General features: G+C 64.4%; 21 protein-coding genes. 4 read left to right on the top strand and 17 right to left on the bottom strand.

From position 1 onward, the window contains the following. Positions 1–203 precede the first annotated feature (203 nt). The 7 genes from QX135_RS00935 to QX135_RS00905 form a co-directional block, all read right to left on the bottom strand. Complete coding sequence (locus tag QX135_RS00935; protein ID WP_316233908.1) at positions 204–1,274, bottom strand: branched-chain amino acid ABC transporter permease; 1,071 nt, start codon at positions 1,272–1,274, stop codon at positions 204–206. Further along, positions 1,271–2,281 carry a branched-chain amino acid ABC transporter permease gene (locus tag QX135_RS00930; RefSeq protein WP_316177691.1) on the bottom strand — a complete coding sequence of 337 codons (1,011 nt, stop codon included), beginning with the start codon at positions 2,279–2,281 and terminating at the stop codon, positions 1,271–1,273. The genes QX135_RS00935 and QX135_RS00930 overlap by 4 nt, the downstream gene beginning before the upstream one ends. Further along, positions 2,278–3,000 carry an ABC transporter ATP-binding protein gene (locus QX135_RS00925; RefSeq protein ID WP_316230297.1) on the bottom strand — a complete coding sequence of 241 codons (723 nt, stop codon included), beginning with the start codon at positions 2,998–3,000 and terminating at the stop codon, positions 2,278–2,280. The genes QX135_RS00930 and QX135_RS00925 overlap by 4 nt, the downstream gene beginning before the upstream one ends. Beyond that, positions 2,997–3,761, bottom strand: coding sequence for an ABC transporter ATP-binding protein (locus QX135_RS00920; RefSeq protein ID WP_315735388.1), 765 nt, complete (start codon positions 3,759–3,761; stop codon positions 2,997–2,999). Before QX135_RS00920 ends, QX135_RS00925 begins: the two co-directional genes overlap by 4 nt. A gap of 67 nt (positions 3,762–3,828) precedes the next feature. Further along, complete coding sequence (locus QX135_RS00915) at positions 3,829–5,022, bottom strand: substrate-binding domain-containing protein (protein WP_316233907.1); 1,194 nt, start codon at positions 5,020–5,022, stop codon at positions 3,829–3,831. A gap of 131 nt (positions 5,023–5,153) precedes the next feature. Continuing rightward, positions 5,154–6,932, bottom strand: coding sequence for a putative bifunctional diguanylate cyclase/phosphodiesterase (locus QX135_RS00910; protein WP_315797244.1), 1,779 nt, complete (start codon positions 6,930–6,932; stop codon positions 5,154–5,156). A 191-nt stretch (positions 6,933–7,123) separates the two neighbouring features. Further along, positions 7,124–8,092, bottom strand: a complete 969-nt coding sequence (locus QX135_RS00905) for a sensor histidine kinase (RefSeq protein WP_315735382.1) — start codon at positions 8,090–8,092, stop codon at positions 7,124–7,126. A gap of 181 nt (positions 8,093–8,273) precedes the next feature. Here QX135_RS00905 and QX135_RS00900 point away from each other — a divergent pair, with 181 nt between their 5' ends. Then, positions 8,274–9,116, top strand: coding sequence for an SDR family oxidoreductase (locus tag QX135_RS00900; RefSeq protein ID WP_316177684.1), 843 nt, complete (start codon positions 8,274–8,276; stop codon positions 9,114–9,116). 172 nt (positions 9,117–9,288) lie between these two features. Here the strand turns inward: QX135_RS00900 and QX135_RS00895 are convergent, their stop codons facing one another. The 5 genes from QX135_RS00895 to QX135_RS00875 form a co-directional block, all read right to left on the bottom strand. Next, a complete protein-coding gene (locus tag QX135_RS00895; protein WP_316177682.1) occupies positions 9,289–10,665 on the bottom strand; it encodes a cytochrome P450 in 1,377 nt (458 codons plus the stop codon). A 946-nt stretch (positions 10,666–11,611) separates the two neighbouring features. Beyond that, complete coding sequence (locus QX135_RS00890; protein ID WP_213737209.1) at positions 11,612–11,770, bottom strand: hypothetical protein; 159 nt, start codon at positions 11,768–11,770, stop codon at positions 11,612–11,614. Between the two features lie 226 nt (positions 11,771–11,996). Next, positions 11,997–12,143: a hypothetical protein gene (locus tag QX135_RS00885; RefSeq protein ID WP_315735374.1), complete on the bottom strand. Its 147-nt coding sequence runs from the start codon at positions 12,141–12,143 to the stop codon at positions 11,997–11,999. A 144-nt stretch (positions 12,144–12,287) separates the two neighbouring features. Then, complete coding sequence (locus tag QX135_RS00880; protein WP_315735372.1) at positions 12,288–13,067, bottom strand: hypothetical protein; 780 nt, start codon at positions 13,065–13,067, stop codon at positions 12,288–12,290. 250 nt (positions 13,068–13,317) lie between these two features. Beyond that, complete coding sequence (locus QX135_RS00875) at positions 13,318–13,629, bottom strand: hypothetical protein (RefSeq protein ID WP_316177679.1); 312 nt, start codon at positions 13,627–13,629, stop codon at positions 13,318–13,320. 172 nt (positions 13,630–13,801) lie between these two features. Here QX135_RS00875 and QX135_RS00870 point away from each other — a divergent pair, with 172 nt between their 5' ends. Further along, positions 13,802–13,987 carry a hypothetical protein gene (locus tag QX135_RS00870; protein ID WP_315756833.1) on the top strand — a complete coding sequence of 62 codons (186 nt, stop codon included), beginning with the start codon at positions 13,802–13,804 and terminating at the stop codon, positions 13,985–13,987. 211 nt (positions 13,988–14,198) lie between these two features. On the opposite strand, the gene QX135_RS00865 is transcribed toward QX135_RS00870, so the two are convergent. Beyond that, positions 14,199–15,440 (bottom strand): LLM class flavin-dependent oxidoreductase, encoded by a 1,242-nt coding sequence (locus QX135_RS00865; RefSeq protein ID WP_315797248.1) that lies wholly within the window; start codon positions 15,438–15,440, stop codon positions 14,199–14,201. Positions 15,441–15,882: 442 nt separating this feature from the next. Between QX135_RS00865 and QX135_RS00860 the strand changes: the two genes are divergently transcribed. Continuing rightward, the gene (locus tag QX135_RS00860; protein WP_315797249.1) at positions 15,883–17,349 is read left to right on the top strand and encodes a PHB depolymerase family esterase; all 1,467 of its coding nucleotides are present in this window, start codon (positions 15,883–15,885) and stop codon (positions 17,347–17,349) included. A gap of 49 nt (positions 17,350–17,398) precedes the next feature. On the opposite strand, the gene QX135_RS00855 is transcribed toward QX135_RS00860, so the two are convergent. After that, on the bottom strand, positions 17,399–18,067 hold the full coding sequence (locus QX135_RS00855; protein ID WP_316177676.1) for an MBL fold metallo-hydrolase: 669 nt from the start codon (positions 18,065–18,067) through the stop codon (positions 17,399–17,401). A gap of 492 nt (positions 18,068–18,559) precedes the next feature. On the opposite strand from QX135_RS00855, the gene QX135_RS00850 reads away from it, so the two are divergent. After that, positions 18,560–19,042: an MmcB family DNA repair protein gene (locus tag QX135_RS00850; protein ID WP_315735358.1), complete on the top strand. Its 483-nt coding sequence runs from the start codon at positions 18,560–18,562 to the stop codon at positions 19,040–19,042. A gap of 155 nt (positions 19,043–19,197) precedes the next feature. On the opposite strand, the gene QX135_RS00845 is transcribed toward QX135_RS00850, so the two are convergent. The 3 genes from QX135_RS00845 to QX135_RS00835 form a co-directional block, all read right to left on the bottom strand. After that, positions 19,198–19,458 carry a DUF1488 domain-containing protein gene (locus QX135_RS00845; RefSeq protein ID WP_315735356.1) on the bottom strand — a complete coding sequence of 87 codons (261 nt, stop codon included), beginning with the start codon at positions 19,456–19,458 and terminating at the stop codon, positions 19,198–19,200. A 102-nt stretch (positions 19,459–19,560) separates the two neighbouring features. Beyond that, positions 19,561–19,803, bottom strand: a complete 243-nt coding sequence (locus tag QX135_RS00840) for a hypothetical protein (protein WP_315812110.1) — start codon at positions 19,801–19,803, stop codon at positions 19,561–19,563. Between the two features lie 120 nt (positions 19,804–19,923). Next, positions 19,924–20,061, bottom strand: coding sequence for a hypothetical protein (locus tag QX135_RS00835; RefSeq protein WP_315735351.1), 138 nt, complete (start codon positions 20,059–20,061; stop codon positions 19,924–19,926). Positions 20,062–20,215: the final 154 nt, after the last annotated feature.

Here is a 20,215-nt window from a genome sequence, read left to right as displayed (position 1 = left end):
GCCTTGATCGACCCGGGAGGAAATGACTTGTTGCAAGCAAGCTTGATAACAAGGCACTGGTGCCGGACCGGTTAGGAAATGCGGTTAGCCGTCGCTTAAGCGCGCATCGAAACTTCGCGGCAAACGATAATTTCCGCATGCGAATACCGTGCGACCGAAGCTGCGGCGGCGCCGCAGCGCGGAATTTTAAGGGTACTTGCAGCTCAGCGCGCCGCGCCCGGCTTGTTGCGAAGGCGCCCGACGACGCCGGTCGGAAAGAAATAGACGCTGGCGATGAACAGGAGGCCGAGCCACAGCAGCCAGCGGTCGGGGTGCAGCAGGCCGGGCAGCAACGGCAGTCCGGCGTCCGCCGCCGCGGTCGAAGCGATCCCCATCAGGGCCTGCAGATAATTCTGCGCCAGGATGAAGATCGCAGCCCCAATGATGGCGCCGTAGATCGTGCCCATGCCGCCGATCACGACCATCAGGAGGATGTCGAGCATGATCGAGAAGCTGAGCGACGTGTCGGGGCCGGCATAGCGCAGCCAGAGCGCGTTCAGCATGCCGGCGCAGGCCGCGATCATGGCTGCGATGCAGTTGGCATAGGTGAGATGGAAGACGGTGCGATAGCCGAGCGCCTCGGCGCGGAAGCGGTTCTCGCGGATCGCCTGCAGCACGCGGCCGAACGGCGAGTTGACGACGCGCAGCAGCGCCAGGATCATCAGCGCGCAGGCCGACAGCACCAGGTAATAGGTCAGGATGCGACCGTTGATCGGGAAGCCGAACCACTCCTTGCCGATGAACACCGTGCCCGGGCGCAGCAGCTCCGGCAGTTGGAAGCTGCGGCCGTCCTCGCCGCCCGTCAGCCACGACAATTGCGACGCCAGCACCAGGAAGGCGGAGGCGACCGCGAGCGTGATCATGGCAAAGAAGATCGCCTCGACCCGCAGGGAGAACAGGCCGATCGCGAGCGCCAGCAGCAATGCGAGCGGCAGCCCGGCCGCGACGGCGACCGCGACCGCGGTCCAATTGGGGCCGAGGCCATAGAGCGCGATCGCGATCGCATAGGAGCCGATGCCGTAGAACATCGTGTGCGCGAACGACACCGAGCCGGTGTAGCCCAGCAGCAGGTCGTAGGACGCGACCAGCGCGGCGAAGATGCAGATCTTGGCGGCGACGTTGAGCGCCTTGGCGCCAGGAAAGATGAAGGGTGTCGCCAGCAGTGCCAGGATGATGACGGTGAGCAGGATGGACAGCGCGCGGCTGCGCGGTGGGTCGCCGGACAGGATCATCATCGGCTGGTCACCGCATAGAGGCCGCGCGGCCGCCACATCAGCACGGCGACCATCAGCAGGATGTTGGAGACGAGGGCGAGCTTCGGCACCAGGAAGCCGCCATAGTTGGCAACCATCGCGACCAGCATCGCGCCGATGAAGCAGCCGGTGATGGAGCCGAGCCCGCCGATGATCACGACGATGAACACCAGCACGGTGAGCTCGTCGCCGATCGAGGCATGCACCTGCTCGCGATACAGCCCCCACATCACGCCGCCGAGGCCGGCCAGCGCGGAGCCGGTCATGAACACGCCGAGGAACAGGCGGCGGATGCGATAGCCGAGCGCCTCGACCATCTCGCGGTTTTCGACGCCGGCGCGGATCAACAGGCCGATCTTGGTCCGGTTCAGCACCAGCTCGATGGCGACGAAGATTGCGAAGCCGACGAGCATGGCCAGCAACCGGTATTTCGAGATCGCGACGTCACCGATGATGAAGGATCCACGCAACGCCGTGGGCAGCGGCATGGGAATGATCTGCGGGCCGAACAACGCATACAGGGTCTGCTCGGCAACGATGAGGCCGCCGGTGGTCATCAGGATCTGCTTGAGGTGCTGGCCGTAGACCGGCAGCACCAGCACGCGCTCGACGACCAGGCCGAGCGCGCCGGTCACGCCCATCGACAGCAGCGCAGCCGGGACGAGCACGGCGAGATTGGTCAGCAGCGAGTCGGACTGGGCCCAGCCCGCCAGCGGCAGCAGCACCAGGGTCGCAACGTAGGCGCCGACGGCGATGAAGGCACCGTGGCCGAAATTGAGCACGTCCATCAGGCCGAATACGAGCGTCAGGCCCGAGGCCATGATGAAGATCATCATGCCCATCGCGAGGCTCGCAACCGTCAGGGTAACCCAGGAGCTCGCTGACCCGACCAGCGGGATCATCAGGAGCGCCAGCACGACCGGCAGCAGCAGCGGCGCGATGTCGCGCTTCGGCTTGGGCAGCGCATCGGTTGCCGCGATCTCGCTCATTGATGCGCCTCCAGGCTGAGGCCGAGCAGGCGCTCCTGCAGCGGCACGTCGGCCGCGAGCGCGGCCATCTCGCCGCGATGGACGATGGTGCCGTTGTCCATCACCAGCACCTGGTCGCCGAGCTCGCGCGCGGCGTGAAAATTCTGCTCGACCAGCAGGATCGTGGCGCCACGGCGCTTGATCTCCTTGAGGCATTCGATCAGCGATACCACGATCGCCGGCGCCAGGCCCTTGGTCGGCTCGTCGATCAGCAGCAGCTTGCGCGGCTCGACGATCGCGCGCGCGATCGACAGCATCTGCTTCTGGCCGCCGGACAGGCTGCCGGCGCGCGACAGCCAGAACTTCTTCAGGGCTGGAAAGAAGCCGAAGATCCAGGCGAGCTGGGCATCGTCGAGCGGACCGTTGCGCGCCGCCAGCACCAGGTTCTCCTTGACCGTCAGGTCGGAGAACACCGCCATGCTCTCGGGCACGTAGCCGACGCCGCGCTGTGCGATGTCGGGCGTCGCGAGCTTTTCGATCGCTTCGCCCGCGAGCGTGATGGTGCCGGTCTTCGCCTGCCACAGCCCCATGATGGTGCGCAAGGTTGTGGTCTTGCCGGCGCCGTTGCGGCCAAGCAGCATCGTGGTCTGGCCCTCGGGCACCTCGAAGTCGACGCCCTGCAGGATGTGATAGCGTCCGATATAGGTCTCGACGCCCGCAAGCTTCAGTAGCGTGCTCATGCCGCGCTCCGCGGCGCGACGCCGAGATAGGCTTCCTGCACGACGGGCGAGGCGATGACCTCCGCCGGCTCGCCGTCGGCGACCAGCTGGCCGTTATGCAGCACGATGATGCGGTCGGCGAGCGAGCGCACGACGTCCATCTTGTGCTCGACCAGCAGGATGATCCTGCTCTTGTCCTGCTTGAGCCTGCCGATCAGGTCGAGCACGACAGGGACCTCGTCGATGCTCATGCCGGCGGTGGGCTCGTCGAACATGAAAACCTTCGGCTCGAGCGCCATCATCAGCGCGACCTCGAGCTTGCGCTGGTCGCCATGCGACAGCGTCGTCGCGGTGACGCTGCGGCGGCCGCCGAGCGCGACCTGGTCGAGGATCGCATCCGCGCGCGCAATCAGGTCGCGCCGCGCCATCCAGGGGCGGAGCAGGTCATAGTGCACGCCGCTCTGCGCCTGGACGGCGAGCCGCACATTCTCCTCGACGCTGAGATTGGGAAACAGGTTGGTGAGCTGGAACGCACGTCCCAAGCCGGCGCGGGTGCGCAGCGGCGCTGAGAGAGTGGTGATGTCTTTGCCATCGAACAGGATGGAGCCGGAGGACGCACGCAGCTGCCCGGAGATCAGGTTGAAATAGGTCGTCTTGCCGGCGCCATTGGGCCCGACGATCGCGGTCAGCTCGCCCGGGCGGAAAGTGCAGCTGACGCTGTTGACCGCCACATGGCCGCCGAAGCGGATGGTGAGATCGCGGGTTTCGAGGGTGAGGGCCATATCGTCAGCTGTATGACTTCCAAAGTGGACGTGCCCGGCGCGAGGGCCGGGCACGGATGTCAGCATCTCAGCGCTTGTTGCGGATCGGGACGGTCATCTCGTCGATCTTGATCTCGCGCACCGGCTCGTTGACGGCCCAGGCGAGGTTCGGGTCGACCTTGACGCGGAAGTGATACATGCTTTGCAGCGCCTGGTGATCCTCTTTGCGGAAGATCATCTTGCCCTTCGGCGTATCGAACTCCATGCCCTCCATCGCCGCGATCAGCTTCTCGCTGTCGGTCGACTTGGCCTTGGTGACGGCAGTGACGACGGCCATCGCCGCCGAGAAGCCGCCGGCGGTGAACAGGTCCGGCGGCGCATTGAAGCGCTTCTGGTGCTCGGACACCAGCCAGTCGTTCACCGGGTTCTTGGGAATGTCATAGTAGTAATAGGTGGCACCTTCCATGCCGGGCAGCCGCTTGTAGGCGGCGAGCGCCGCCAGGATGTTGCCGCCGGTCGACAGCTCGATGCCGTAGCGCTTGGGGTCCATATCCTGCAGCTTGCCCGGCGGATCGCCGGCACCTGCCCACAGGATCCAGATGATCTTGCGGCCCGGCTTGTCCTTCAGCGCATCGAACAGACGCTGGGCCACGGCCGTGAAGTCGGTCGTCGTGGTCGGCACATACTCCTCCGCCGCCAGCGTGGCGCCGGTCTTGGCCAGCGCCTCCTTGAAGGCAGCGACGCCGTCGCGGCCGAAGGCGTAGTCCTGCGCCAGGGTGGCGACCGTGACGCCGGGCTTGCCGATCGCGACCGCGTTGGAGATTGCGTCCTGCGAGGAGTTGCGGCCGGTGCGGAAGATGTAGCGGTTCCACTTCTCGCCGGTGATCTGGTCGGCCACCGCCGGCTCGACGATCAGGATCTTCTTGTTCTCTTCGGCGACCGGCAGGTCGGCGAGCGCCGCTGCCGAGGAGGTCGTCCCGATCGCGATGTCGGCGCCGTCGTCCTGATAGGCTTCGGACAGCGCGGCCTTCGACAGATCGGGCTTGCCCTGGTCGTCCTTGGTGATGATGACGATCTTGCGACCGTCGATCATGTTGGTGCCCTTGGTGGCATATTCGAAGCCGAGGCGCAGGCCGGCTTCGGTCTGCTTGGCATAGGCCTCGAGCGGGCCGGTCTTGCCATAGATGAGAGCGATTTTCAGATCGTCGGCCTGGGCGGCGGTGGCCAGCAGGGCCGCAGTCAGTGATGAAACAATGGCTTTGAGTATATATGACGTCTTCACGAGCCTTCCTCCCAGCTACCGGCGGCTGTTGTCTGCAACTGATAGTGTGCAGGCTCGGCCTGGGTCAAGGCGCTTTCGGCGGCACCCCGTGACGGCTCATTCCTCGGGCCGAGGGCTTTTCCTCCTAAAACTCAGCGCCGATAGCGGCTGCTGCGCGCATAGGCCTGGCGATTTTCCTGCACAGGGCGACTGGCGAGACTGATGCGCGCTTCGCTTGCAAGCGGGGCCGCCGGCTTCAGCTCCTCGAGGAAGATCGGACGCGAGAAGTAGTAGCCCTGCGCATAGCGGATCTTGGTCGCGGCCTGCAGATAGGCGAGCTCCTCGAACGACTCGATGCCCTCGGCGATTACCGTCATGCCCAGAGCCTCGCTCAGGGATTCGATCGCACGCAGGATGCCCTGGCTGCGCGGCCGCTTATGAATGTCGGTGATGAAGGAACGGTCGATCTTGATCTCGTCCGCCGTGATGTCGGCGAGCGCCGACAGCGACGAATAGCCGATGCCGAAATCGTCGATCGAGATGCCGACGCCGATCCCGCGCAGCAGCGGCACGATCTCGTCCTGGAAATGGCTGCGGGTCACGAACGCGTCCTCGGTGACCTCGATCATGAACCGCTTGGGAAAGCCGGTTGCTGCAATCGCCCGGGCGAAGGGCTGCATGAATTCCGGATTCGACGCCTGTTTTGCCGCGACGTTGATGCTGATCGTCGCCTCGGGTCCAAACGCGTCGTTGATCAGATCGATCGACTTGACGATCTCGGCCAGCACGAGATGGGCGAGCTCGTCGATCAGGCCGAGCTCGACGGCGAGATTGATGAAGGAGCCGGGAGCCTGGATCACGCCTTCATTGTCGCGCAGGCGCACCAGCGCCTCGATGCCCTTGATCTCCTCGGTGCGGATGTCGACCTTGGCCTGGAACGCGCAGCAGAAGCGCTTTTCGAGGATCGCGAGCCGCAGCGACTGCTCGACCTTCATGCGCGCCAGCGCCTCGTGCTCCATTGCGCTCGAGAAGAAGGCCAGTGCGCCCTTGCCGCCGTTCTTGACGCGATACATCGCGAGATCGGCGTTCTGGCGCAGCACGTCGTAGCTCGCGCCGTGCTCGGGAAACAGGCTGACGCCAACGGACGCCGAGGCGAATACCTCGGCGCCGTCGATGAAGAAGGGCGCGTTCAGGCGGTTCACCATGTCCTGGAGGAATTCGGCGACCTCCTCGGCGCGCTCGATCGGATGCAGCAGCAGCAGGAACTCGTCGCCGCTGATGCGCGACAGCAGGTCCGATTCGCGCAGGTCGCGGCTGATACGCTTGGCGAGCTCGACCAGCAGCGCATCGCCGGTGGCGTGGCCGTAATAGTCGTTGATGTATTTGAAATTATCGAGATCGAGAAAGGCGAGCGCGAAGCGTCCGTCGACCCGGCCGCGCCGGACCAGATGGTCGGCGCGATGCTCGACCACGCGGCGCATCGGCAGGCCGGTCAGCTCGTCGTAATAGGCGGCCCGAAAAAGCTGGTCCTCGAACTCCTTCTGCTCGCTGATGTCGGCCGAGCTGGAGATGAGGACTACCTGGTCACCGATGCGGACCGGCCGATGCGCGGTCAGCAGGGTCTGCGCGCCGCGCTCGCCTGCCACTTTTTCCTCGCCGATCACCGTTCGCCCCCGGCCGAGGATCTCGCGGCAGGCGGTGCGCCGGTTATGGAGATGCGGTGCCGAGAGGCCGTCGATGCTGTTGGCGGCGGCGCCGAGCTGAACGGCGGCCGTATCGTTGACCAGCAGAAAGCGACCGTGCTCGTCCTGGACCGTGACGCCCGACGGCAGCTGGCTGAGGACGCTGCGCAGGAAGCGCAGCTCGGCCTCGGTCGAGCCCAGCCCCTCGTTCGGTCCGGGGGAAAAGTTGAATCGGTCGCTGCTGTACATGCGCCGATTGTGCAAAGTTCCCGCTTCATTTTAGTTAAGCGCTACGTAGAAACACGGAACGCGCGAGCCAAGTATTGGAAATGACGGAGCTTTGTGCCGCGGCGTCATTAACCGTTCGTGAATCGGAGTAGCGACGCGGCCGCACGCATGCGGCGAAAGTCGTAGGCAGCAATGGCCGCCCGGCGGCCGGTTCAGTTCGGTGGCACGCGACACTGCAAGGTGCAGTGAAGGCCGGATTCGAGAAACCTGGTCTCGGTCCTGCCATCGAACGACGACAGCACGGATTTCAGCAATTTGCTCCCGAAACCGGGCTTGCCGATCGGACCGATCGGTGGACCCCCGGCCTCGTCCCAGGTCAGATCGAGGCGGTCCTCCTGCATCGTCCACGACACCTGAAGGAAGCCGCGCGGCGAGGCAAAGGCGCCGTACTTGCCGGCATTGGTCGCAAGCTCGTGAAAGATCAAAGCGAGGCTGACGGCGAGCTTGGCAGGCAGGAACAGCGGCGGGCCGTTGAGCTCGAAGCGGACATGGCCATATGGCCCGAGCTCCGAGACCAGCAGATCCTTCAGGTCGCAGCCCTGTCCGTCGGCGCGCGCGATCAGGTCGTCGGCGGTCGCGAGCGCGCGGATGCGCTGGTCGATGCGGCTCCATACCTGCGGCTGGTCGTACAGCACCTGATGCAGCACGGCGTGAATGGTCGAGGTCTTGTTCTTGAGCCGGTGATGCAGCTCGTCGACCAGGAGCTTGCGATACTGCTCCTCCTGGGCGAGGCGCCGGGCGATCTCGCGCTGCTTGCCGGCCAGGCGCCGGTAGTGATCGACGCCCCAGATCACCAGCATCGCCACGACCATATACATCGCCATCAGCGCGAGCCGGGCGCCATCGGCCGGACCGCCGCCAAAATCGAGCGTCAGGCCGAGCGCTGCGCCAGCGATCGCCGTTGCCAGGCCGACGCCCGATCCGCCCATCGCGGTGGCGAAGAAGACGGCCGCCATGTAGGGCGTGAAGAACACGTCGGGCCGCAGATGCGCCATGCCGTAGCGAATCGCCGTGGCTGCGAGCAGGCACATCGCTGCAAACATGCAGCTCCATGTCAGGGAAGGCTGCTGCTCGCCGCGCCAGATCCGCTTGATGTCGTCGATGAGTCGCGTCATGGACATCCATGAGCCTCAACTGCGCAACCAAATTAAGGCCGACGTGGCGGTAATTTGTCCGGTTGATGGAAGCCGCCTTGCGTGTGTTGCAGGTTGGCGCGCACGATGATGGTTCCGCGGCGGAACTCAGGCGCTTATTATTCCGTCGCCAAGAATGAGCACGCAGCAACAACGGAAGGAGCAGGGAATGGGACGGTTGGAGGGCAAGGTCGCCGTGATCACGGGCGCGACCAGCGGGATCGGGCTGCGGACGGCGGAGATCTTCGTGGCCGAGGGGGCGAAGGTCGTCGTTGCAGGCCGGCGCAGCGCCGAGGGCGAAGCGCTGGCGCGTCGGCTCGGAGCGGACTGCGTCTTCCGGCAGACCGACGTCACCGTCGACGAGCAGATGCGGGCATTGATCGATGGCGCGGCCGAGCGCTTCGGCCGGCTCGATTGCGTGTTCAACAATGCCGGCGGCCCGGCGCAGACCGGCGGCATCGAAGGGCTCGATGCCGATCGCTTCGACCAGGCCATGGCGGTGCTGGTGCGCAGCGTCATGCTCGGCATGAAATACGCCGCGCCCCACATGAAGCGGCAAGGCGCCGGCAGCATCATCAACAACGGCTCGATCGCCGGCCGGCTCGCGGGCTATTCGACCTCGGTGGTCTACAGCACGGCGAAGGCGGCCGTGATCCATCTGACGAAATGCGTGGCGATGGAGCTCGGCGAGTCCGGCGTGCGCGTCAACTCGATCTCGCCCGGACTGATCGCCACCGGGATCTTCGGCAAGGCGCTCGGTCTGTCGACCGAGGCCGCCGAGAAGACGCCGGAGACGATCCGCAACGCCTATGCCACGGCGCAGCCGATTCCGCGTGCCGGCCTGCCCGACGACATCGCCTACGCCGCGCTGTTTCTCGCCAGCGACGAAGCCAGTTTCATCAACGGCCATGATCTCGTCATCGACGGCGCCATCACCGGCGGCCGCAATTGGACCCAGCAGCAGCAGGGCTATCAGGCGATGCGCAAGCTGTTGGGGGATGCGGCGGAGTAGGGACGGCGAAGTATACATTTCGTCATGCCCGGGCATCCACGTCTCTCATCCGCGAATTGCAGCAGGATGGATGGCCGGGTCAAGCCCGGCCATGACGAGGAGGAAGACGAGGAGGAAAGCGTCCGCAACAAACCAAGATCCTTGGCGCCCTTGCTGTATCAATGCGCGCCGGTCACACCGCCTTCAGCATCACCTTCAGCCCGTCGCGCGGCTTCGGGATCGGCCAGACCTGCCAGCTCGGCTGATAGCCCGGGGCGAAGGAGACCTCGATGTTGGACAGGAAATGCCGCGCAAAGCATTTCACCTGCATGTAGGCGAAGTGCAGGCCGAGGCACATATGCGCGCCGCCGCCGAACGGCACCCAGGCGAAGCGGTGGCGGCCGCGCTGGGCCTCGTCGGTGAAGCGCATCGGATCGAAGCGCTCGGGCTCGGGCCAGATCTCCGGCATGTGATGCGTGAACATCGGATTGATGCCGACGCCGGTGCCGGCGGGAATCGCATAGCCCTTGAAGGTGAAGTCCCGGACCGGGCGGCGCGGCAATGACGGCACCGGCGGCATCAGCCGCAAGGTCTCCTGGAACGCCATCTCGGTGAGCTTCATCTTCTCCAGATGCTCCGAGCTCATCGGATCGCCCTCTGCAAGGCCGAGGCTCGCGACCTCGTCGCGCAGCTTCTGCTGCCACTCTGGATGCGCGGCGAGCTGGGCGACGAACGAGGTGATCGACGAGGTCAGCGTGTCGTGCGCGGCCATCATCAGGAAGCTCATGTGATCGACGATGTCCTGCGTCGACAGCAGCGCGCCGCGGTCGTCGGTGGCGCGGCACAGATGCGAGAACAGGTCCTCGCCGTCGCCGCGCGCGCGGCGCAGCGGGATCTGCTCGGAGAAATAGGCGACGATGCGCTGGCGGCCCTTGACGCCGCGCGCCATCTGCGTGCCCGGCAGCGGCCGGCGGATCGGCGCCACCGCGGCCGCGACCATGTCGACGAAGGCGCGGTTGATCGCATCGACTTCGGGCCCGATCTCGCTCCCCAGGAAGGACGTCGCCGCGAGATCCAGCGTGAGCTGCTTGATCGCGGGATAGAACAGCATCTCGCCGGGATTTGCCTTCCACTGCGCGATGCGTGCGGCGATGCCGCGGTCGAGGCCAGCGAGATAGGACTTCATCGGCCCGGCCTTGAAGGCGACCGACAGCGCCTTGCGGTGCATGCGATGCTCCTCGAAATCGAGCAGCATCAGGCCGCGCGGAAACAGCAGATTGAGGATGTGGCCCCAGCCATGCGCCGACGAGAACAGCTTGGTCTGGTCGAACAGCACAAGCTCGTTGGCTTCGGGGCCGAGCAGCACGACGTTGACGTCGCCGAACATGTGGGTGCGGTAGACGGGACCATACTTCCTGGCGTTGCGCTCGACGTGACCCTTGGGGTCGGCGAGCGTCTCGAATGTCTTGCCGATGATCGGCCAGCCTTCGTCGCCGGGGATATGGGTGAGTGAATTGCGCCGTGGCGGGGTCAGCCTGATCGCATCAGAGACCACATGCTGCATCGACATCGCGGGGCTTCCTCTCGTCTGATGGCCGGTGTCTCGGATCTGACTTCGTTTCGGTCAGTGGCACAGTGGCAGACACCGTGGCCTGCATTGTCGGGCGGTTGCGGCCCTGATGCAATACGCTCCGGTGTCTCATGATCCGCCAGTTGTGCTGCGTCGCACGCGGCTGCGATCTCGCGGCGCGTTGATGCGTCCGAGGGATGGAATATTCCGCCCTCCTCCAGACAGAGGGCACGGGGAATGCCGGGCGCTGGCCGCACCCATGGCCCGCCTGCAGAAAAAAATGCAGGCGGCAGGTACCATAGGTTCAGCCGAGGCATCCCGGCATTCCCCGCGCGATGGTTTGAACGGCTGCTTCGCGTGCTCCCCGGTGCGCCGGGCTTGTTGGTCACCGTTGCCTGCGCGACGCGTGAGCGCCACCGCAAGCGTAACACCAGCATCGGGGTGCCAGGACCACGCGACTTGACCGTGCGCATCGCCGTCGTTCGTCCGCGCGGCATCAACCACGCTGCGACATCGACACGCCCACCGCATCCCGCCTCAACGTTCGTGACGACCGCGAAGCGCCCCTCTTATCGAGACGGGACGGTGGGAGAGAAGCATGAATTCTGATAAAGAGAAACAGGATTATTTTTGCGCGCAGGACTGGACAGGGGTGATGTGATTGAGGTGGTTCGCGAAATGAGTTTTTCGGCGCGCACCGTCTCGCGGCGATCGACCTGTGATCGGCAGGCCGGCGCGGTGGTGTTTCTTTTCTCAAGATGTTTTGCTGGAAGCGATTTTCCCGTCGGGCCCGACGGTCGCCATCAGCTTCCTGCTGTTGTCGCCGGTGGGCGACGCCGCGATATCGGCGATCGATCGCAGCAGGATCAGCGGATCATGTCTCGCTGCGAGGAGGTCCCGCCACCGCCGGAAGCTGCCACGCGTTCCGACGCGGGCGTCAGGATCATCAGCCGCCCGATTTGTTGATTTTCTTCACCTTGGCGTCGGTTGCCTCGATCGAGGCCGCCAGCTCCAGGATCGCCTTTGCCAGGAGGTCGGCGGCCTCCTTGGGGTCCTGCGACCGTTCGGCGCGCAGCGCGTAGTTCTTGGCTGAGGAGAGTGACATTGGCGATCTTTCCCACGGAAAAGCCCGCCGGGTCGAGACGGCGGGCTGCCTGACGCGTCCTACGCGCGAGCGGTCCCTTGCAAGGCCATGCTCGATTCGCAGTGAGCATGGCAGGCCCGGGTTAAGAAAATCCTCGTGGCGCCCAATCGCCGATGGCCGCCAGGTCGCCACCGACGGCTCGAGGTGTGGAGATCCACTGCTACCAAACGCTGGCGATCAGTCGACCTCAGAACTTGTAGGCGATGCCGACCGTTGCGGTGTGGGTGCGTGTCGTGACATGCGCGGTGAAGCGGTCGTCGAAGCCGACGCCGCCGGTGGTGAAGAAGGGCTGCGTCCAGGTGCCGAAATCGGCGGAGCGATAGTCGGCACGCACGATCCAGTTTCCGCCGACCACAACGGCGCAGCCATCCGCGGCTGCGCTTCGAGGGGCAGGTCGGCTGCCAGCGCCGATCCCGAGTGCCGCGCCTTGTGGACCACGGACGCGGATCATGCTTTCGCGCACGCGCTAGTAGGTCGATTAAAAGAAGATCTTCCAAACGTAGTTCAAGGCATCGCCAAAATGTGCCTTGGCAAAGTCGATTAGAGCCGCCCTCGCCGCCGCAATTGTCCCCTCTTTGATCGTTCCCGCAAACCGCTTGCCGAGCATCCCAAGCCGCTCAAGGGCGATCTTCACGTAGCCAGCGCTGACAATTCGGGATCGCAGCTTGTTGAGCGTCCCTTGGAGGCCTTCCAGAGCAAAGTCGCGTTCTTGGGAGTGCGTGGCGCTATATCCGTTATCAGAACGGACTTCTTCGATAACATTTTCAAGTGATGAGATCGCCTTCTTCGCTGTCGGGTCGTCTTCCTCTAATTGAATGGGCGCCCACTCGCCGTCCGGATTCTCAAAATCCAGGACCTTTATGTCCAAGTTGACGAAATGGTTTTCGAGAGAGATTAGCGCAGGTACAAGCCAATCATTGCTCCGTCCGGCTGCTTCGTAGGTGGAGAACGGAAGATCTTCGTCCTGGATGAGAGTATTCCATACGTCATCGAATTCGGGACTTGACGAAAAAATCGCGGGTCCGAATGGGTCGCGCTTAATCTTGATCATTTCACGTTTAACCAGCCATGCCACCGCACGGTCCCAGATCATCCAACGCTCGATGAGGCTTCCTCCTTCGGGGTTCGGATCATCTAAATCCGGATACCGGCCCTTTATTTTAAACTCCGGAAGAGGAGTGCTCGCTTCGTGCAATGCCACTGCAATCGCCAGGGCATAGTAAATTGGCGCTCGGGCCACGAACTCCGCCTTGTCCATTTCTTTTCCCTCAACCTAAACGACGTATACATTTGTGTTATAAATCGGCAAGAGTATTGGATGATTGCGCGGCTATGTCGGTGACGCGCTAGGACGTATGACGCCAAATATCGCGATAGCGGAGCGCTTAAGCTAGCGGCTATGAGTGCGGATGAGGGCGGTGTGTCATCCCTTTCCGCGGCTGCGAAGCTGTCGCCCAACTGTCGTCCAGACCGGAAGGATCCGCGCGGCCTGCTTGAGGTGCCGGTTTTCAAAGCGCGACGCCATAACGATAGGCGAGCTTGGCCCGGCCCTTTATCCGCATGCGTCGCCGCGAGACCTCGAGAGCGATTTGGTCGCGGTCGATTCGGGTCATCAGGACGCCGCAGCAGTCATAATGCGCAATTCCAATGTCGCGGCCTGTTTCGACGTGCAATTCCATGCGGGCCGGGTCTGGGCCGAAATTGCGCACGATCGCGTCGTCGCCATAAAAGCGCTTGATCGTGTCCTTGATGAAAATGACTTCATCAGCAGACAAGGGAGCGGGCGGCTGCGGAGGGCACTGGGGTTTGGCAGCGGGCATGGCGCTCAAACTAGCGCCGCGCAGTTTGGAGCCAAGCCTCGCCTGCCCAATGGTTTGACTGTTCTCACCGTCATCGGCGAGCGCAGGACCGCTCGCTTCAGGACTAGCCGCGCCTCAGAACTTGTAGCCGACGCCGACCGTCGCCGTATGCGTTCGCGTCGTCACATGCGCGGTGAAGCGGTCGTCGAAGCCGACACCGACGCCGCCGGCGACGAAGAATGTCCGCCTCGCCACCGTGCTCGGCCTCGTCGTCTACCCGCAATTCCAGAAGCCGGTCGACCTGCCGGCCCTGCGCGAGACGCTGAAGCAGATAGCGACCATCGCCGACTGCGAGAAGCTCGTCGCGGCGGTGAGGTAGTCACGCGCTCGACCGTTCGAGTTGCGCCTTGCCGCCATATTAGAGTCCAACCATTAAGGCCGTCATGGCCGGACTTGTCCCGGCGATCCACGTCGTTCGAGATGGTGGATGGACGTGGATGCCCGGGTCAAGCCCGGGCATGACGAGTAACTAATTAGCGGCATCGAATGCCGCGATATTGCGCGTGCCACGGAGCGGCTTCGCCCCACGCTCACCCTCGCTGTTTCGCCGCCGCCTCCTGCAGATCCGGGGCATTCACGGCCGGAATCGCGATCCGTCCTGGCCCCGTCTGCGACAGCGCGGCGGCGGCCTTGTCGTTGTCCATGATCTTGGCCATCACGGCCTGGCCCGCGCGCTCGAAGATGGCGCGGTTCTCGATGACGAATTTCTGCGAGCGGCGCAGGCCGTCGATGTAGCCGTTGATCTCCGGCACGACGTAGCGCGCGACCATGTCCCAGCTGCGCCGCGAAGCTTCCGGGTTGGCCCAGTCGTGCACGAAGCCGATGATGTGGCCGACGCCGCCCGACACCTGCATCAGGTTCCTGATCGTCTTGACGAGATCGTCCGGCGTGCCGATCGTCGACGCCGCGCCCTCGACGAAGGCGGTCTTGTCGACGGCCTCGTCCGGCGATGAGAAGGCCTTCAGGCCGGGCCGCATCAGGGTGCCGACGGTGTACTCGTTGTGCCAGCGCATCAGTCCCGCGCCGGCCTCGCGCCGTGCCTGCTCGCGCGTCTCCGCGATGTGCCAGGACAGCAGCACGCGCCAGTCGGCGCGGCTCACTGTCGTGCCGTGCTTCTTCGCCGCGTCCTCGGCAAACTCCCATTGCTGCGGCAGCGCCATCAGCCCCTGCGTCGACATCGAGCCGAGCGAGATGATGCCGATGCCGTATTTGCCGGCCAACGTCATGCCGGACGGCGAGATCTGCGAGGCCACGACGAACGGCATCTCCTCCTGCAACGGCAGGATCTGCAAGGCCGCATCGTTCATCGTGAACCAGTCGCTCTTGGCGGTGACGCGCTCGCCGTTGAACAGGCGGCGGATGATGGCGATCGCCTCGTCCTGACGGTCGCGCTGCGTCATCGGATCGATGCCCAGAGTGTGGGCATCGGAGGCGAGCGCGCCGGGGCCCGAGCCGAAGATGGCGCGGCCGCCGGTCATGTGATCGAGCTGCACCATCCGCTGCGCGACGTTGTAGGGATGATGGTAGGGCAGCGAGATCACGCCGGTGCCGAGCCTGATGCGCTTGGTGCGCTCGCCGGCGGCGGCGAGAAACATCTCGGGGGAAGCGATCATCTCCCAGCCGCTGGAATGATGCTCGCCGCACCAGAACTCATCGTAGCCGAGCTCGTCGAGCTGCGCGACCAGATCGAGGTCGCGGCGGAATTGCAGCATCGGATGCTCGCCGATCGGATGATGCGGAGCGAGGAACGCTCCGAATTTGAGCCGCGCCATGCGTTTTCTCCCAAGCGGAATTCGTTGTTGCTTGCCGATCAGGCTAATTGGCGCATCGGTGTCAGGCAATCACCTTGGCGCGTATGCCGATCGGTGCATGGCTGCCATTTGTTTGTTTACTGATCGCCGATCGGTACGGCACACTTCCCGCTGACATGGTCGATTCGCGATGTGGCTCGAATGATGATTTCCAAATCGCGGTCGTCGGCCTTTGCGGTTGCGGAGTCTGTCGCGTTCACGCCAACGGCGATATTCGTGGTGCTCGGTTCGCATTTCGGTGATTGCTGCGTGAAGCGCCGCGTCGGCGTGGCATTTAGATCGCAGCAAGACCGAAATTCGCAATCAAATTGCTGACGTCCGGGATGGTGTGGGCTTTTTCTTTTGCACTGCAGCAACCATCTGGGTGATGGTGGATTGTCTACCCGCTGCCGTGAATACGCGAATGCCTAAGGAGCTGCCGTTGTCCCTCGCCGAAAATGTTGAGTATTTGCGACGGCTGCGCGAGCTGAACAGTATTACCGGATTTGCCGATTTTCATCGTCAGCCGCGTCGCGCTCCAGAGAATCCCCTGATCGAGATCGAGCACTTCGGCACCAACCCTGGGCGCCTGAAGATGTTTGCCTATGTGCCGGCGCAGCGTCAGCCGCTGGCGCCGCTGGTCGTCGTGCTGCATGGCTGCGGGCAGGGCGCCGCCGACTACGATCTCGGCGCCGGCTGGTCGACGCTCGCCAAGCATTTCGGCTTCGCGCTGCTGCTGCCGGAGCAGCAGCGGGTCAACAATCCGCAGCGCTGCTTCAACTGGTTTCAGTCCGAAGACATCACGCGTGATCAGGGCGAGGTCGCCTCGATCCGTCAGATGATTGCGCGCATGGTGGCGGATTGTGCCATCGATCCCAGGCGCATCTACGTCACCGGCCTGTCGGCGGGCGGCGCGATGACCATGGCGCTGCTCTCGGCGCATCCCGAATTGTTCGCTGCCGGCGCTGTCATCGCCGGGCTGCCGTTCGGCACCGCGCGCAGCATGCGCGACGCGATCCTGCAGATGCGGATGCCGCCGGCGCGCCCCGCAGGCGAGCTCGGCGATCTCGTTCGTCGTGCCTCGAACCACCGCGGCAAGTGGCCGAAGCTGTCGGTGTGGCACGGCACAGCGGACTACACCGTGCATCCGGACAATGCCGGCGAGATCGTCAAGCAGTGGCTGGACCTGCACCATCTGCCGCTGGCGCCGATGGCCGCGGCCGAGGTGAACGGCTATCCGCATGAGCAATGGTGGAATGCCGACGGCGAGACCGTCGTGGAATCGTTCACGATCTCCAACATGGCGCATGGCACGCCGATCGGGATCGCGGCCAACGACAAGCGCTATGGCAAGGCCGGGCCGTTCCTGCTCGAGGCCGGCATTTCCTCGTCCTATCACATCGCGAAATTCTTCGGCGTCACCGATTGGATTCGTCCGCTCAAGGCGGCCACGACGTCGCCGAGCACGAAGCTGATCCCGCAGGTGTCGCCGATCTCGGCGGTGCCGGCCTTCACCAAGACCTTGCGACGCGCGGCGGACGCTCCATCGCCCGCTGCGGAACCGGTCGACGTCAAGCCGGCCGAGATCAAGGTGGTCGAGCCCAGAATGTCGCCGACCGGCATGCTGCTCTCTGCACCGGCATCCGCTGCGGTCCCGCAGCCCGAGGTCGAGCCCCAGTCGCCGTCGCGGAAAGCGGCCAAGTCCAAGCCGGACCAGAGGCCGGAGTCCAAGCCCGTGGCCGTCTCCAAGCCCGTGGAGCCGAAACGGCTGGAGTCGGCGACCGGCGAATCTTCGATCAACGGCAGTGGCGCGACCGTCAGGCCGCGGCGCCGAACCATCGACGTCGCTGCCGTGATCGACCGTGCCCTGCAAGCGGCCGGCCTGAAGTAGGCGGCCACAACCGCAGCCGTTCAGAGCTCGCTCGCGAGGGACGCGCGGGTCAGACGTCGCCGGTCAGGAATGGGTTGGTCATGCGCTCCTGGCCGAAGCTCGATCCGGCGCCATGGCCGCAGATGAAGCCGACGTCGTCGCCGAGCGGCAGCAGCTTGTCCTTGATCGATCTGATCAGCGTCTCATGGCTGCCGCCGGGCAAATCGGTGCGGCCGACCGAGCCGTTGAACAGCACGTCGCCGACCTGGGCGAAGCGCATCTCCTTGTTGAAGAACACGACGCTGCCCGGCGAATGCCCCGGGCAATGCAGGATATCGAAGACGAGCTCGCCGATCTCGACGCGGTCGCCCTCCTCGAGCCAGCGATCCGGCGTGAAATCGCGCACGCCTGTGATGCCGAAGCGCGCGCCGCTGGTGACGACGTTGTCGAGCAGGAACTTGTCGGCGACATGCGGCCCCTCGATCGGCACCTTCAGCGCGTCGCGCAGATCGGCCGCGCCGCCGACGTGATCGATATGGCCATGCGTCAGCCAGATCTTCTCCACGGTGACCTTTGCCTGCGCGATCGCGGCCTGGATGTTGGGCACGTCGCCGCCGGGATCGATCACGATCGCCTTCCGGGTCGCCTCGCACCACAGGATGGTGCAGTTCTGCTCGAACGGCGTGACGGGCACGATCATCGCGCCGGCCTTCGCCTTGGTGGTTTCGGGTTCGCTCATGGCGCCAGCATGCCGATTTTTCGCAGTGCGCCAAGCGAAAAACACCGCGTCACGGCGACCTGACACCTCACCGGCATCATCCATCGCCTGCCACTCTTTCGACGCTCGATGTCGATGCGATCTGGCTGTCGTCGATCTTCACTTCGTGGGCCGCAAAGTACGGCTGACGGCCTGACGGCCGCCGCGACCACGATCAACACGCCGATGCCGGTCGGGATCGACGAGGCGACATTGTTGGCGTGTCTGAGGACGGAGATGTCCGATCCAAGGTGGCGCATGCACGTGCAGGCGTTTTTCGACGAGGTCGATGTCTCCGTGATCCATAGTCTTGTCGTCGGCCATGTCGTCACGTTCGCAGAGCTACGACGTCGACCTGGATTCGAGCGCCGCCCTGCGGGCGGCCGTCTGTTAAGCGGAAGGCTGGCGTCAGGTTCCGGTTCCCCGGTGATTAGCGTGCTTGGGCGACGCCCGGAATCGGCTATGCTGTGGCGCATGGAATCGTCAGCCGCCAGGATCAGCCTCGTTCCCATCGACCGACGCCAGTCGGAGACGGCGCTGGCGATCGCGCGCGGCACCTCGCGCTTGCTGCGCTCGCTCGGCTTTGCCACCATCAGCGAGCTGCCGCTGCCGTCGGGACGTCGCGCCGACCTGGTGGCGCTGAACGAGCGCGGCGAGATCTGGATCGTCGAGATCAAGTCGTCGGTCGAGGATCTGCGCGCGGATCACAAGTGGGAGGACTACCGTGCCCATTGCGACCGGCTGTTCTTCGCCTTCACGCAGGATCTGCCGTGCGAGATCTTTCCGCAGGACACCGGCCTGATCGTGGCCGATGCCTATGGCGCCCACCTGCATTGCGAGGCGCCAGAGCACAGATTGCCGGCGCCGACGCGCAAGCTCATGACGGTGCGCTTCGGGCTCGCGGCGGCGCAGCGGATCAACCGGCTGATCGACCCGCAGGGCCACGCGGACCTCTAGAGAATCCTCAAATGCGGTCCACTGGCCGGGGGGCCCGCCTAGGTAGGTGACAGAGGCTCCGTCAGGTCACGAGTCTCAAGATGAGAGACATCAGCATCGCTGAGAGCCGATCCGCATCACCACCAGCCTGGCCGATCGATCGCCAGGCATCGCCGTCAAAAATTGGCAGCGACGAGATCGTAGGATCCCCGGCTGCCGCGGACATAGACCCTGGCGGCGGCGGCGCAGATCCGCTCGCGGTTGGAATCGAACGCGGTCAGAAAGCCCGACTCGTCCGGACGGGTGTCGGGTTGAAGGCGTCTCAACGCGCCCTCGTCGACGAAGAACGATGCTTCCATCGCGCTGTCATAGCCCCAGAACCGTACGGCACGTCGCGTGCGGTCATAGGAGCGGCTGTGATTTGGAAACTCAATCATGTGTGTGTCCGATCAGGTTCGGAGGACGCCGCCGATAGGGCGGACGTCATCCAAGGGGCGTCGTTCGGCGGTGGTCGCCGGCGACAAAGGGTTGCGCGCATCTCAATCGAAAGCCGACGGCAATTCGCCGTGGCGGAAGAGGACCGTCGGCTCATCGTCATAGTCACCCATGTCGGGATCGCCCGAGGATGAGAAGGCGACGACGCCTGCCTTGCTCGACACCAGTCGTTCCGCAGTCCGGAGCGCGCTCGCTTCCGTCTTGCAGGCGATCGGCGTCTCGGCTTTCGCGCGTCCGCCCCGGCCGGCACTGAACGCCTGAACGAAATAGATCGTTTCGCGCGCCATGTTCTGTCCTTTGGGCTGTCGAGTACGGTCGGCCGCGTCGCCGCATTGCGCGCGGCGTTGATTGCGCGGCCCTGCGGCCTTGCGGGAGAACCATCCAGACTGATGAGGGCCGGAAATCTCCTAGCGCTTCTTCTTGTCGCTGGAAAAATCCGGCTGCCATGCTCCGGTCTTCTGGCTCGGCGCTGCGGCAATGCTCTTGGGCTTTTCCTTCTTGGGCTTCTTGGCTTCGCGATTGCCTTTTTGCTGACCTTTGGCCATGTCGATCTCCTCTCGGCTCGGGTTGGAGCTGGTTCAACGCATCGGACGAGGGCGCACGCGTCGATCCTGCGTGCGCGGCGTCACTGCCTATCGGCCGGGTGGCCGTCGTCCACCGGCTGCCGACGGGGCGCACGGTGTCTGATCTACGAATGCA

Source organism: Bradyrhizobium sp. SZCCHNR1098 (assembly GCF_032489375.1).
Classification (GTDB): Bacteria; Pseudomonadota; Alphaproteobacteria; order Rhizobiales; family Xanthobacteraceae; genus Bradyrhizobium.
The sequence above is the reverse complement of the archived record's forward strand: the minus strand, read 5'-3'. Positions and strand labels throughout refer to the sequence as shown.